The sequence below is a fragment of the Pseudomonas frederiksbergensis genome (genome assembly GCF_001952935.1).
Lineage (GTDB): Bacteria > Pseudomonadota > Gammaproteobacteria > Pseudomonadales > Pseudomonadaceae > Aquipseudomonas > Aquipseudomonas frederiksbergensis.
Genome location: NZ_CP018319.1, coordinates 4305780 through 4320267, shown reverse-complemented (window position 1 = coordinate 4320267; position 14488 = coordinate 4305780). Strand labels below are relative to the sequence as shown.

Sequence of the window (14488 nt, the reverse complement as noted above, 5' to 3'; positions counted from 1 at the left end):
CTCAGCCTTCTCCCTTCAACTGCCGCATCACCGTAGTGAAACCTTATAGGCGCATCTCATTTATTTTGAAACCTAAATGACAGAACTGTTACTTAGTCCTTCATAGATGGCCTTTCAAGCTCTCCAGCGTGAAACTTGATCGCCAGCACGACCAGTGGAGCATAGGCCAGAATCAAACCGAGGCTTGAGTTCAGGCCAAATTGCGTAACGCCTAGTGCGATAGGCAACAACCAAAGCAAATTGATCGCGCCCACCGCCACAGTAACCGGTAAATGGTTGCCAAACCGACGGGAGGCAAACTGATAGGCATGGCTGCGGTGCGCTTCATAGACCTTGTCCCCCCTGAGCAAACGGCGAAACAGGGTAAAAGTCGCATCGACAATAAATACGCCAAGCAGAATCAGCCAACCCCATAGCAAGTCAGCGGAGACCCAGGCCGCTTGAAGTGAAAGCCCGCCAAGGACAATACCCAGAAATCCACTCCCGGCGTCCCCCATGAAAATTCTAGCAGGAGGGAAATTCCAAAAGAGAAATCCGGCTACGGACACGGCCAACAATAATGGTGCCCAGACTAAGTCCGTCGCACCACTCACCCAGTACAGAAGACAAGCCCCAAGGCAAACGCAAATCGCCTCGACGCTGGCAATGCCGTCGATACCGTCCATGAAGTTGTAAAGATTAAGTAGCCACACCAGATAAAACGCTGCTAACACATGGCCAAACCAACCGAGGTCGAAAGTCCCCCCGCCGATTTCAACAACGGGTAACCCACCGATCCAGAACAGCAACCACGTCGATGCAGCGAAATGCCCCAACAAACGCCAACGGGCCGCGATGTGTCCGTGGTCATCCATAAATCCGATAACGGCGATCAGTGCTCCCCCACCGGCAATCGCAAAAAACGCCGAGGAAGACATCAACCCTGCGAATAACAGCATTCCCAGCGCCAATGTAAACGCCAGGACAATTGCAACCCCGCCTCCTCGAGGAGTGGGGACCGAATGAGAGCTTCGGGCATTGGGAATATCCATCAGGCTTCGAGACAGAGCGTAACGACGCAGCGCCCAGGTGAGGAAAAAAGACACAGCAACGATGACAGGGATAAACCAGCCATAACTCATGATTTACGGGAATCCAGAAAATGTTGCGCCGTCAGGCTCAACGCTTTATCGAGGGTGACCGGAGGAGTCCAGCCTAATAGTTGTCGGTTTTTACTGATATCAACCTGCAAGGACCCGAGAATACGATCCGACAACGCTCGCTGGCCCAGTAATGTTGCCGCACCGCTCAAGAGCCGGGCAGGTATTGGCAACAATATGGCAGGTTTGCCCAAGGCGCCCGCCAGCTTGCGTAGTAACTGCGTGGTCGACACGTCCTCGCCATCGCTGGCCAGGAACACTTGATTGGCGGCCGCTGGGTGGTCGGAACAGGTCACGATAAGGTCCACCAGATTGTCTATGGCGACGAGACTGCGGTGATTGTGGACAGCGCCAAACGGCAAGGGAACGCCACGGTATAACCAGCGCATCATGCTGAGAAAGTTGGCTTTGACCCCGGGACCGTAGACCAGCACAGGACGGATGATGACCACTTCCATGCCCGTGTCTGCGGCAAGCACCTTCAAGCCTTGCTCTGCCTCAAGCTTCGAGATCCCATAAGGGTCAATTGGAGCAGGTACATCATCTGCACGGTACGCAGTGTCAGGTGGAGTCCTCTCACCATTTACCTTGATCGAGCTGATGTAGATAAAACGTTTCACTCCGGACGCCGCGGCCGCGCGAGCGAGGTTCAACGTAGCCTCGACATTGACTTCACGAAACGCCGCCAGCGGATCGGAAGAGACTTCTTTCATCACGTGAACGCGAGCAGCCGCATGGACAACAACGTCGACGTCGGTGAGTGCTTCACTCCAATCGTTTGTACCGTTGAGACTCGTCAGAGGTAACAGGCGCACACCCGCTGGGAGCACAGCCGACGTGGCTCGGACCGGCGCCACAACAGAACAGTCAGGCAACTGCACCAATCGTTCAATCAGCGCGCGCCCTAGAAAACCACTGCCACCGGTAACCAGGAATGTTTTCGAACTCATGGGTGGCCCTTGGAAATACATAAGAACATCAATGCTCGGGCACTGTGTCGCAACACTTCAAAGCAGAGATCGATAAATCTCAGCATAGGATTTCGCCATCGAATCAGCTGAAAACACCTCTTCGAAACGCCGTGCAGCCGCCTCTCCCATCGAAGCAGCAACTGCTGGCTGATTCCAGAGCTGGTTCATAGCGCCTGCCAGCGCAACAGAATCGCGGGGAGGAACGACAAGCCCTGTCTCACCTGCGATGTTGATGTAAGTAGTGCCGGAGCCAATCTCACAAGAAATCATCGGCTTTCCGTACATCGCCCCCTCAAGCAGCGAAATACCGAAAGACTCGGACCTCAGGTGCGACGGGAAAACGAACGCATAGCACAGCGTTAGCAGAGCGGCTTTATCTTCATCAGGTAAGCCACCGAGAAAATGTACATTCGACAGCCCCAATTGATTTGCCTGAGCCTTGAGCTCCATCTCAAGGTGTCCGCCCCCAAGAATGACGACGGGCAGCTGAGTGGTTTTTGCAGCTTCAAGCAGATAGTCCAGTCCCTTGTAGTAGCGCAGAGCCCCCACAAACAGGAAAAAACGCTCCCCCAGACGCGCTCGCCAGAAATCCAGTTTTTCAGCAGAAGGCGTCGGGTAGGTTTGCCGGTCCAGCCCATAGGGAACAACGCGGACTTTGTCTTTAAAGCGCGTCAAAACCGGACTGCTTTCAGCGTAGTTGGGTGATGAAGCAACGATACAGTCGACGCTAGACAGGAAGCGGTTCATCAATGGCTGATAAAGCTTGAGAAGTGTCTTTTGCTTGACGATATCAGAGTGATAACTGACCACGGCGGGCTTGTGGATTCGACTGGCGAAGTGCAAAAGATCCATGTAGGGCCACGGAAAGTGATAGTGAACAATGTCCGCTTTCTTCGCCAGCTCAGCAAAATCCTTGAACGCCGATAGCGAGAAACCGGTGGATGCTATGTGCAGGTCGAGTTTGGAGCGATGAGTCAGGTGGTGTCCTACCTGTTCATTGCGCGCCGCACCTCGCTTACTGAGATAAAGCACTTCGGATTCAAAGCCGTGCTTTGTGCCACCTTCAGCAATTTGAAAAATGACCTGCTCAATACCGCCCATCGTCTCTGGGTAGTAGGTCTTGAAGAAGTGCAGAACCTTGATCATTGTCCTTTGACCACCTTCTGATAAACCTCAAGCGTTTCCATTGCGCAGCGCTCCCACGAAAATCTCGCGGCATGTAGCAAGCCTTGCTCAACGGCGCTGGAGCGCCACGCCTCATCTTCCAGACCTCGCTGGATGAGTCCAGTCAATGTCTCGGTGTCTTTGGCCTCGCACATCAGGGCCGCATCACCGGCAACCTCTGGGAGTGATGAGCTGTTTGAACAAACGGCCGGGATACCAGAACTCATGGCCTCCAGAACAGGTAAACCAAATCCTTCATACAGCGAAGGGAAGGTAAAAAGACGAGCCCCGGCAAACAGCAGGGGTAGGTCTTCACTGGGTACAAAACCCAGATAAAAAGCCCAGCCCTCACGCCGGGCACTTTCGAGCCGCTGGTGAATGCTTTCGTTGCGCCAGCCATGATAGCCAGTCAACACCAAAGGCCAGCGCTTGCGGACTTCGATAGGCAGTCGGGAATAGGCGTCAAGCAACGTCTCGATATTCTTGCGAGGCTCGATCGTCCCGACAAACAGGCTGTAACCATCAACCGTAAGACCGTGGCGTGAAAGCGTGCTTCTGAGTTCATCCGCGCTACGAGGATGAAACTCGGCAGAACTGGCCAGCGGCACCGTATGGATTCGCTCAATAGGCCAGGAGAAGTACTCCGCCAACTCTTTGCGCGTGTACTCCGAGTCCGTAATCAGCGCATCAGCTCTTACCAGTGTGGCTTTAAGCTCTTTCTGTAAATAACGCACAAGTTGCGGCGCATGGCAGTGAGACCAAGTGAACGGAGACAGATCGTGGAAGGTAGCAACACTGCGGCCAGCAAAGGGCGGCAGATAATAATTCGGGCTGTGGTAAAGAAAATCACCATGGCCTTTTAGTGCGCGCTTCCTGAGCAACGGCATAAGAAGTCGATACGCTTCAACCGCCAGGAAGTTTTTTTGTACGGCTCGTTTCAGGCCGTATCCATTACCCGACTCCTCGGCAGCCGTGGGCAAGGCCGGAAGAAACCGCCGACCGGCAAAAAATTGCAGGTCGGTGATTTCCGGATTCTGCTGCAGTCGCAGCGCCAATTCGTAGGTGTAGCGACCAATACCGGTCAACGGGAAGCGGACCGGTTCAACAGAAAGAATTAACTTCATTTATTCAGCCGTCAGCATCCAGCCAAGGGTTTCGCCCAAGGTCGGTGTTGTCCAGCCTGGTACCAGCGCCCGCAATCTCGAGTTGTCCCCGCACAAGGTTTTCACCTCATTGGCTCGCACAAAGGCGGGATTCACTTCGACCTCGATATCATGCCCGGTGATGCCTTTGCACATTTCGATGACTTCGCGAAGCGAATGGGTATTGCCAGAGCTGACATTGATAGTCTGCCCCAGTGGCTTCGCCTCGATAAGCCCTCGATATGCCTTTACCAAAGCGCGAACATCGCTGAAATCACGCCAAACATCGAGATTACCCAATTCGATCTTTGGCGCCCTGCGACGAAAATGAGAAACAATTTTCGGCAACAGGAAGTTCTCGGCTTGGCCCACGCCGGTGTAGTTGAAAGGACGAGTGATGACGATAGGCAGACGTTCATGCCAAAGGTTGGCCATGTACTCCATGGCCAACTTGCTAACGGCATAGTCATTGGCCGGTGCCGGCGTTGTGGTCTCCGACAACAGGCCACCCGATGCATTGCCATAGACATTGGCGCTACTGGCGATCAGTACACAATCCAGGGATTTACCACTGGCCGCGACGGCTTCCAGCAGATTACGCGTGCCTATCAAGTTGACCTGATAGAACGCGTCCGCTGCGCCATGCCCGACAAACGCCAGTGCCGCGAGATGAACCACAACATCCGGCTGAATCTTTGCCAGCAACGTACGCAGACCAGGGCCATCGGCCAAGTCCACCTGGTGGTAATTGCGATCATCGGAAGGCTGACTGCCCAACCCGATAACCTCGTAGCCATGAGCCCGAAGTTCATCCGCCATGTAACGACCGGTGAAACCTTGAATACCTGTAATCAGCGCGCGTTTGCCGGCAATGGTCATCAGAACGAAAATCCTTGTTCATTACGACGCAAGTCAGCTTCTACCATCATGCGGCACAGCTCTTCCAGCGAAGTCTTCGGCTCCCAACCCAGAACTTCCTTGGCTTTGGCCGGGTTTCCGATCAACAACTCAACCTCGGTTGGGCGGTAGAATTTCGGATTGATGGTGATCAGCACTTTACCGGTGGCAGTATCAGTACCTTGCTCGGCCTCGGCAGTACCCGCCCACGAAATAGTGATACCAACAGCCTTGAACGCCATGGAGACAAAGTCGCGAACGGTCTCGGTGCGGTTAGTCGCCAACACGAAAGTATCCGGTTCATCGGCCTGCAGCATGCGCCACATACCTTCCACGTATTCCTTGGCAAAACCCCAGTCGCGCTTGGCGTCGAGGTTGCCCAGTTCCATCTTGTCCAACAGACCCAGTTTGATCTTGGCAACGGAGTCGGTGATTTTGCGGGTCACAAACTCACGGCCACGCAGTGGCGATTCGTGGTTGAACAAGATACCGCTGGTGGCAAAAATGCCGTACGACTCACGGTAATTGATGGTCATCCAGTGAGCGTAGAGCTTGGCGACACCGTATGGGCTGCGCGGATAGAAAGGCGTGCTTTCGATCTGCGGGATAGCTTGTACCTTACCGAACATCTCGGAGGTCGATGCCTGGTAGAAACGAACCTTCGGATTAACGATCCGAATCGCTTCGAGAAGGTTTACCGCACCAAGGCCGGTAATCTCCGCAGTCGTGATCGGCTGCTCGAACGAAACACCCACGAAGCTCTGCGCCGCAAGGTTGTAGACCTCGGTGGCTTCGGTGTTCTGCAGCAAACGAATGCTGGCAGACAGATCGGTCAGATCGTATTCGACCAAATGCAGATTAGGGTTGGACTGGATGCCCAGCTCCTCGATACGCCAGAAATTGACAGAACTGGTACGACGGTAGGTCCCGTAAACGGTGTACCCCTTCTCCAGCAGCAGTTCCGCCAGGTAGGCGCCGTCTTGACCAGTGATGCCGGTAACGATTGCTTTCATGCGAATCCTCTAAACTCCATTTGTAACGCGCTCTAAGATTAACGATCGAAAAAATTTCGCGGTGCTACAAAGAAAGCCCACGCAGCTCCGATCATCGCCGATGATACAGGGCACAGCGCAATGTGACGAGCCCACAAGGGAGGCGTATCAAACCCACCGCTGTACGTCTTTAGCCATTGAGAGTAAGCGATCCACCGTGCACACATTCAAAGCCGCCGGTTGAAGCCTGATTGCTGGCTCCTGATGAAAATCAGGAGCACAGCATCGGGGGATTAAATAGCAGCTTTGGATGTAGGGTTCGCGGAGCGGTTACGCTGAATATTTCTGGAGGGTCAGCTGCTACACAGAATCAGCCAGCTTTGAGAAAACCTTCGTGAGCAAGCTCCATCCCACAGGAATCACATTCGCTCCCGCAATTGCAATGCAATGCAATGCAATGCAACCGCGGGAGCCGAGACGGGGGCGGTCAGCGTTTTTTGCTTGAGTCGATACTGGCTGACTGTTGCGCTACTGCATCCACACCACCCAACCATACGTTGACGCTGTCGACACTTTCCTCAGGCAGCTTGCCTGCCCATCGGTTCAAGATGAACAGATTGGTGATGAAGTCATACTGGGCCTTTAGCAGGTCACGACGCGCCTTGAACTCGGCCTGCACGGCGGTTAATACATCGACAGAGTTCTTGACGCCATAAGTGAAAGCCTTCTGCGAGGCAATGCTCGATTGCTCTGCCGAGGACAAGGCGGTTTTGTTGGCGCGAATCTTTTCCACGCTGGATACGGAGGTCAGGTACGAGTTGGTTGTTTCCTTGACCACCTGTCGGCGAACCTCTTCCACTTCCTGCTCGACGGCCAGCTGTTCGTCATACAGTCCGCGCACCCGCGCAGACGTCGAACCACCGCTGTAGATCGGCACTTTCAGGCCAATCGTGGCAACGTAACTGTCGCTACGGGGTGACACGGTATTATCGTAACCCACGTCGCTGCGCTGTGTACCCAAAGTAAAGGTCAACGAGGGATAGTGACCGCCCTTGCCCTCACGCACCGCCGCATTGGCTACTTCCAACTGGTTTTCGCGGGCCTTGAGCCGCGGATTGCTGTCCATGGCCTCGACAATCCAGGTCTCCAAAGGCTTATCCGGGGCCTGCAAAGCGATATCATTGCGGATCCGACTCAGAGGCTCAGTGATCGGCCGACCAACGATTTCCGAAAGCGCCGCCCGAGTCACACGCACCTGATTACGTGCTTCGACTTCTTGCGCAGCCAGTAAATCAACCCGCGCTTTGAGATCCAGCAGGTCGGTGACCATAGCCATCTGCTTGTCGTACATAACAGTCACACGATCAAGACTGTTTTGCGTGGCGCGACGTTCAGCCATCAGTAGTTCGAGTTCATCATCAGCGGACAAAGCCTGGAAATAACGCTTGGCCAGATCAACCGTCGCCTCTGCCTGAGTGTCTTCGGCCTGTGAGGCTTTTTGAAGCGTGGCGCTCTTGGCCTTCTGATACCTTTCCCAGGCCGACTTGTTGTACAGGTACTGGGTAACGTTCAGGGAATAACTGGAGTTGTCATAGATTTCCCGCGTGTTTTCGTCCTTGCGCAAGATCCGGTTGGAACTGGTGTCCACCGAAACCTGAGGCAGCAAGGTGCCAAACGCCTCGCGTTCTTGCTCACGAGCAGACCGGGCTCGCAAGTAAGACGCCAATATCCTCGGATCTTCAAGACGGGACTCGCGAAACAACGCCATAAGGTCGGCGGTGTAAGCCGAGGCGCTCGTGACTTGCGGCGCCACCGGCTGAGCGGCGTCGACATGCAGTGTAACCAGCCCCAGAACAACCACTACGGATAAGAAACGCAGCACAATCATTCCTCGATCATCGACTTGGCGAGGACGTTACGTGCAGGCTTCATCAGGTACTGCAACATGGTGCGATCGCCGGCGTTGATCAAGACTTCGGCGGGCATGCCGGGCTGGAGCTTGTTAGCGCCAAGACGCTTCAAACCTTCGTCAGTAACCTTGACACGGACCAGATAGTACGGCTCGCCTGACTTGTCATCGGTAAGGCGGTCGGCGGAAACCCGAGTGACCTGACCCTGAATAACCGGCGTCGTCGCGCTGTTGAACGCACTAAAACGGATATCCGTGAGCTTGCCCAAAGCAATCCGGTCGATGTCATTGGTCGATACGTGGGCTTCAACTACCAGCTCCGAAGATTCCGGCACGATATCCAGCAACGGCGTTCCGGCACTGACCACCCCCCCAATGGTGTGGACTTTCATATCCAGCACCATGCCGTCTTCCGGAGCACGAATCACCACGCGCGACAGACGATCTTCAAGGGCCGCAGCCTTCTCCTGAAGGTCAAAGACGTTGGCCTGCACATCACTCAACTCTTTCACCACGTCCGAACTGAAGTTCTTGTTCAGTTGAACAATCTGCAATTCGGTTTCATTAATCTGCAAGCGCGTCTTGGTGATGTTGGACTCATGGTCGGCCACTTCGGATTTGAGCATGCCCAGCTTGCGCTCTTGCTCAAGCAGACGTTGCTTATCAACAAAGCCTTGGGCCAGAAGATCCTTAAGGTCGGTGATTTCACCGCTATAGGATTTCCCCAGGCTCTGCTTGGAGTGGATCATGTCCTTGAGGCCCTGAATCTGTTGCTTCAACTGACCTACACGCTCCTGCTGGACGGAGATTTCGCCCAGTCGGGAGTCATGCCGGGCTTTGAAAACCTGGGACTCGCCATCAATCGCTTCCTGGGCACGCTGACTGTCCGTACCGCTGATAGTCAACGCAGGGATAGTCGGCAGCTCGTCGCGCTCGGCTCGAAGACGCGCTTCCTTGGCCTTGGCGGAAATTAACTGGTTGCGAGTCGATTCGTATTCGGCGCTAAGCTGGGCTTCATCCAGCACGATCAACGGATCCCCCTTGTGAACCGTGTCGCCGTCGCGGGCCAGCAGCTCTTTGACGATACCGCCCTCCAGGTGCTGTACAGTCTTGCGGTAAGTCTGCACCGTCACCACACCCGTGCCATACACCGCGTTACCCAGCGGTGCGAAGGCCGCCCATGTTCCAAACAGACCGAATGTCACAAAAACAATTGTCATGCCGATCCGGCGTATGCCGCGGTCGGAAGTGGGCATGTCATCAGATGGCTCGTCGAGCACAGTCAGCGCATTACTGCTCATTTACGAATTCCTTTTCACGCGCTAGGTTGCGCGAGCGCAACGTCAGTGGAAGCTGGAGTAACCCTTTTCTGGGCTTTGGCCTGCTGCTGGGCCAGTTCGGCGATGACCTGGTCCCTCGCGCCATACATACTAATGGTGCCGCCAGCCATGACCATCACTCGGTCAAGCCGCGAGAGGATGCTTGGACGGTGGGAAATGATAAATACCGTTGCCCCGGTTTCCTTGATCTTCTGCAAGGCCACGGCCAACGCTTTCTCACCGGCGTCATCCAGGTTGGAGTTGGGTTCATCCAGCACGATCAAACGCGGGCTGCCATAAATGGCGCGGGCCAGGCCTATGCGTTGGCGCTGTCCTCCGGACAGGTTGATCCCCTCGCTGCCAATGACGGTGTCGTAACCATCGGGCAATTGCAGGATCATTTCATGGACACCCGCAATCCGGGCTGCCAATACGACTTTCTCAGGATCAACCTTGGCGAATCGGGCCACGTTGTCACTGATGGTGCCTTCGAACAACTCGATATCCTGCGGCAGATAGCCCAGATGCGGGCCCAGCTTCTGCTTGTCCCAAGCAGCGATATCGGCACCGTCCAGACGCACAGTTCCGTGCTGCGGCGGCCAGATACCTAGCAAGGCACGGGCCAGCGTCGACTTGCCTGCAGCGCTCGGACCGACGATACCCACGATAGAACCAGCTGGCGTTACAAAACTGATGTTGCGAATAACAGCGGCTTTGGCTCCCGGTGGGGCGACCACCAGATTCTCGACCTGTATATGCCCTTCCGGATCAGGCAACGCCATGCGCTGTGGCTCGGCATTGAGTTTTTCCAGGGTGTCGTTCAGGCGGCCGTATTGAACACGGGCGGCTACAAAGCCCTTCCAGCTGCCGATCATTTGATCGATAGGCGATAATGCGCGGCCAAGCAGCAGGGAACCGGCCATCATCAAGCCAGGATTGACCTCGTGAGTGATGACAAGATAAGCACCCAAAGCGAGCATGATCGATTGCGCCCAATTCCTGAACGTCTTGGAAATGGACGTAATGATGCCGCCGTTGTCACTGGCCTGCGATTGCAGGACCAAAACGCGACGTTGACGCACCGCCCAGCGCGCCATCAGGGTGTCCAGCATCCCCATGGACTCAATCACCTCGGCATTACGCAGGTTCTTGGTGGTTTGCAGGTTGGCGGTGACGCTTTGCTGGTTCGCTTCACTCAAGGCCTTGCCGGTGTAGCGGTGGTTCAAAAATGCCAACACCACCAGCACGATTGCACTACCTACGGTCATCCAGCCAAACCAGGGATGGAACAGAAACATCACCGCGGTATAGATAGGCAACCAAGGCGCGTCGAAAAACGCAAACAGGCCATTGCCGGTCAAGAACTGACGCAAGGACGTCAAATCATTGAGTGACTGTGCAGATGCGTCCATGCCGCCACTGCTGAGCGCTTTCTTGAAGCTGGCGCGGTACACATCACGACTGAGTAAAACATCCAGCCGGTTGCTGATGCGGACCATGATTCTCGAGCGAACCCACTCTAGCGAGCCAAGGGTCAGCATCATTACCGTCAGGATCAGGGTCAACATGATCAGGGTCGAGGTGCTGCTACTGGGCACCACCCGCCCAGAAACCTGGATCATGTAAAAGGTGGGGGCTAGCATCAAGGCGTTTACAAACAAGCTGAAGAAACCAACCGAGAGAAAACTGCCTTTGCAAGCCTTCAGGGCCGCTTGCAAATTATTTTCGTGTGAACGACTCATAGAATCCGTACTGATGAGAGGGGGCGTGAAAGCGCGGCAGTGTACCACTCGGTTTGTGCCAGATAGCATTAAAGAGCCATCAATTTTAAACATCGCGGCGCCGTTCGCGCATGAACATGTTTTAAGAAAGGCTATGGGCGCAATCAACATCTCCGACACTGCATGTACTTATGGTCAATAAGTTAAATTTGAACTGATCTATGCCGACGAACTGTAACAAGCGTCATGCATTCTATTCCCCCCCTGCTCGCGTTACTTTTCCGCATCACCCAAGTTCTGAGTCACGCCAGAAAAACACGGCATGCTTTCGCATTCCTGAAAAGTTTCAGCCCCTGAAACCGGGAAGATTCACCCCTACCAGAAATGCCGTAACGCCACTACATAGCGGCCAAAATTTCCGACGCCTAGCGTGGCCGGTATCTGACCACAACACTGCTTCCAAACAGAAGGGATTTGTGTGACACCCCTGAAAGCCGCTGCCTAGCCACGCGCAAACCGATTGCAGCCAGCCGCTCGCTGCAGATTACTGCAGAAATTACCGCCCACTTCGCGCTTTCAAAGGGCGAATCGCCTCGCCATGTACCATGTCCTTTCGAAAAGGTTTTCAACGTTCCAGCCCAGACCTTGGAGCTTACCGGCGCTATCCCGGACATCAATAAAAAGCAACATACTTTTGGTGAAATTTCCCCCCTACTCTTCAAAAGGAAATTCCCCATAGACCCAATTGACTTTTCCCACAGATAGATTAATCTCCGCCTTCGGTAGCCACCATAGCGCCATCAAGTTATTGGGTAGTACCTGGGAATAGTTGGATAAGTCACGTTGAATGACTGATCGCTGTACAACTCAGGATAAGAAGGAAGCTTATTGAGTGCAGTCGCAAAAACTAGATGGCTTGAAAATTACCTCCCGTGTGACTCTGCTTGAGCCAGGGATGTACATTTTCCGCTATGCATCGCAACCCCCAGCAGACAAACCTGTTTGTATCGCGTTGCAGCAAGCGCCGCTTGGTAAAGGCGCCATTGATTTTTTCCCGGGCGAAGGCGTCAGCAAGAATATGCTGGCCAAGCTCGGCGATACCATCGTAGCTCGCGTAAAAGGCGGGATCACGACCGTTCTGATTACCGAATACCATATGTTCGATGAAGTCATCGCCCCTATTGACCTGCGCATCGACCGTATCGATACCTCCCCGGCCATCATGCGCAACTACAACGTCATAACCACGCCTGAGCCAGCCCTGGTCATCGCGCCAAGCGAAATGCCTGTGGCGTTGAAACTCACTGCGCATATGCAAGGCGCTGGCGATGTGGAGTCCGCAGAAGGCTGGGCTGGCGAGCATGACAGCACCAAGCGCCTTGAAGGCTTTGCTGTCGTATGGGATGACAAGCCGGCAGGCGTGGACCTGCTTTACACCTCTACAGTAGCCGGCTCAGGCCCTAGTCCGAATGTAGCCACCGGTGCCTTTACCGGCACCCGCGGCAAATCTCTACCTCTGGTATCTGCAGGTTTCAGCCTGGTAGGACCAAACCGCCATTTTTACGAATTGTCTGGCCACATCGTGTTCAGCGGCGTCACGCCGCAGCTCGTTGTCGCCAACCAGATGATGCATGGCCCCACCGGCACCGAGCCTCTGGTGGCCCTGCACATCTCCATTACACCCGTTACGAAGATGAACGCTGCCCGCTATAAGTCTCCGTGGGAAAACTCTGCAATGAAGCAGAATATTAGTAGCACAGGCCAGATGGCTTGAAGTAACAGGAATCCCACATGCAATACGACAGCCCGATTACGAATACCGAGTTCCAAACTTTTCTGACCACCTCCAGCATTTCCGACGACACCGCCGCCGCGATCAGCACCTTGCTGAACCTGGAAACTGCTGAAACCGTCAACCTGGCCAGCTGGGACGGCGTAAATGCTCCAGAAATCCCAACCGGTCAGGAAGGCGCTGCTGACGTAGTCATCGTTAACGTTCCTGGTGTGGCCACTGACCTGGTTTCCGTGCAGATTCCTGATTCCCTGGACTCGGCCAAGGCATTTATCTTCGATAGCAACGCTAGCCTGGCTGTGACCTTCGACGCTCCTGTCGCCGCTGCTTTTGCTACTGCTGACGCTGCCACTGGCATCGAGCTCCTGGTTACCACTGGTGCCGGCAATGACGTCATCACTGTTAATGGCGATCAGAACTCCTACATCGACGCTGGCAACGGCAACGACACCATCGTAACCGGCAACGGCAACAACACCGTTGTGGCTGGCGCTGGTAACAACAACGTCACTACCGGTACCGGTAACGACACTATCATCCTGAGCGGTGCTGCTCACACCGATATCGTCAACACTGGCGCTGGCTACGACGTAGTACAGCTGGACGGTTCGGCTGCTGACTACACTTTCACCGCTGGCAACAGCAACAACGTCACCCTGACCGGCGCTCAAACTGCCGCGATCACTGGCGCTGAGTTCCTGACCTTCGCCGACGGCAGCACCGTTGCCCTGGCACAAAGCGAAGCTGAAGCTTCTGCTCTGCGTCTGTACGAAGGCATCCTGGGTCGCGACGCTGATCTGGGCGGCGCTCAAGCTTTCACCGGTTTGGTAGAGGCTGGCACTTCGCTGACCGACATCGCCAACGAGTTCTTGAACTCTGCCGAATTTGGCGGCGCAGCAACTGAAGCCTCCATCGACAGTCTGTACACCTCCCTGTTGGGTCGTGGTGCTGATACCGCTGGCTCGGACAGCTGGGAAGCGATCATCGCTAACGGCGGTTCGCTGGCCGATGTAGCTGCTGGCATCGCCGGTTCTGCTGAAGCACAAGCGCTGGATCAGTCGAACGGTGATTTCGTCCGTGAGCTGTACACCAACGCACTGGGTCGCCCTGTAGACGACGCTGGTCTGGACGCCTGGGTAAACCAACTGTTCAACGGCACCAGCCGTGGCGAAGTGGCTGCAGGTATTGTTGGTTCGGCTGAAGCCGCTGCCAAAATCGACAGCGACTTCATCGACGGTCTGTACCAATCTGCTACCGGCCGCGCAGCTGATACAGCTGGCAAAGCTGGCTGGACTGAATTGCTGGCTAACGGCGGCACTCACGCTGACGTCGCTATCGGTATCGTTGGTTCGGCTGAAGCAATCGTACACAACGACAACGTCGTTGTTCTTCACGGCGCAGTGTAACTACTAGCCCTGTCGTAGCGATAAATACGCCCGGCC

General features: G+C 54.8%; 11 protein-coding genes. 2 read left to right on the top strand and 9 right to left on the bottom strand.

What is annotated here, in order from left to right:
• Positions 1-92 precede the first annotated feature (92 nt).
• From PFAS1_RS20140 to PFAS1_RS20100, 9 genes are all read right to left on the bottom strand, one after another.
• A complete protein-coding gene (locus PFAS1_RS20140; protein WP_076030284.1) occupies positions 93-1121 on the bottom strand; it encodes an MraY family glycosyltransferase in 1029 nt (342 codons plus the stop codon).
• Positions 1118-2089, bottom strand: coding sequence for a UDP-glucose 4-epimerase family protein (locus PFAS1_RS20135; RefSeq protein ID WP_076031558.1), 972 nt, complete (start codon positions 2087-2089; stop codon positions 1118-1120). The genes PFAS1_RS20140 and PFAS1_RS20135 overlap by 4 nt, the downstream gene beginning before the upstream one ends.
• 57 nt (positions 2090-2146) lie before the next feature.
• A complete protein-coding gene (locus PFAS1_RS20130) occupies positions 2147-3256 on the bottom strand; it encodes a glycosyltransferase family 4 protein (RefSeq protein ID WP_083671752.1) in 1110 nt (369 codons plus the stop codon).
• Entirely contained in the window at positions 3253-4398 is a 1146-nt protein-coding gene (locus PFAS1_RS20125; protein ID WP_076030283.1) for a glycosyltransferase family 4 protein, read from the bottom strand. The genes PFAS1_RS20130 and PFAS1_RS20125 overlap by 4 nt, the downstream gene beginning before the upstream one ends.
• Positions 4399-5295, bottom strand: coding sequence for a GDP-mannose 4,6-dehydratase (locus PFAS1_RS20120; RefSeq protein WP_076030282.1), 897 nt, complete (start codon positions 5293-5295; stop codon positions 4399-4401).
• On the bottom strand, positions 5295-6326 hold the full coding sequence (gene gmd, locus PFAS1_RS20115) for a GDP-mannose 4,6-dehydratase (protein ID WP_076030281.1): 1032 nt from the start codon (positions 6324-6326) through the stop codon (positions 5295-5297). Before gmd ends, PFAS1_RS20120 begins: the two co-directional genes overlap by 1 nt.
• A 466-nt stretch (positions 6327-6792) precedes the next feature.
• Complete coding sequence (locus tag PFAS1_RS20110; protein WP_076030280.1) at positions 6793-8193, bottom strand: TolC family outer membrane protein; 1401 nt, start codon at positions 8191-8193, stop codon at positions 6793-6795.
• Positions 8190-9515 (bottom strand): HlyD family type I secretion periplasmic adaptor subunit, encoded by a 1326-nt coding sequence (locus tag PFAS1_RS20105; protein WP_076030279.1) that lies wholly within the window; start codon positions 9513-9515, stop codon positions 8190-8192. The genes PFAS1_RS20110 and PFAS1_RS20105 overlap by 4 nt, the downstream gene beginning before the upstream one ends.
• A 14-nt stretch (positions 9516-9529) precedes the next feature.
• Positions 9530-11275 (bottom strand): type I secretion system permease/ATPase, encoded by a 1746-nt coding sequence (locus PFAS1_RS20100; RefSeq protein WP_076030278.1) that lies wholly within the window; start codon positions 11273-11275, stop codon positions 9530-9532.
• A gap of 934 nt (positions 11276-12209) precedes the next feature.
• Here PFAS1_RS20100 and PFAS1_RS20095 point away from each other — a divergent pair.
• The gene (locus tag PFAS1_RS20095; RefSeq protein ID WP_076030277.1) at positions 12210-13028 is read left to right on the top strand and encodes a hypothetical protein; all 819 of its coding nucleotides are present in this window, start codon (positions 12210-12212) and stop codon (positions 13026-13028) included.
• Positions 13029-13045: 17 nt separating this feature from the next.
• Complete coding sequence (locus tag PFAS1_RS20090; RefSeq protein ID WP_076030276.1) at positions 13046-14452, top strand: DUF4214 domain-containing protein; 1407 nt, start codon at positions 13046-13048, stop codon at positions 14450-14452.
• Positions 14453-14488: the final 36 nt, after the last annotated feature.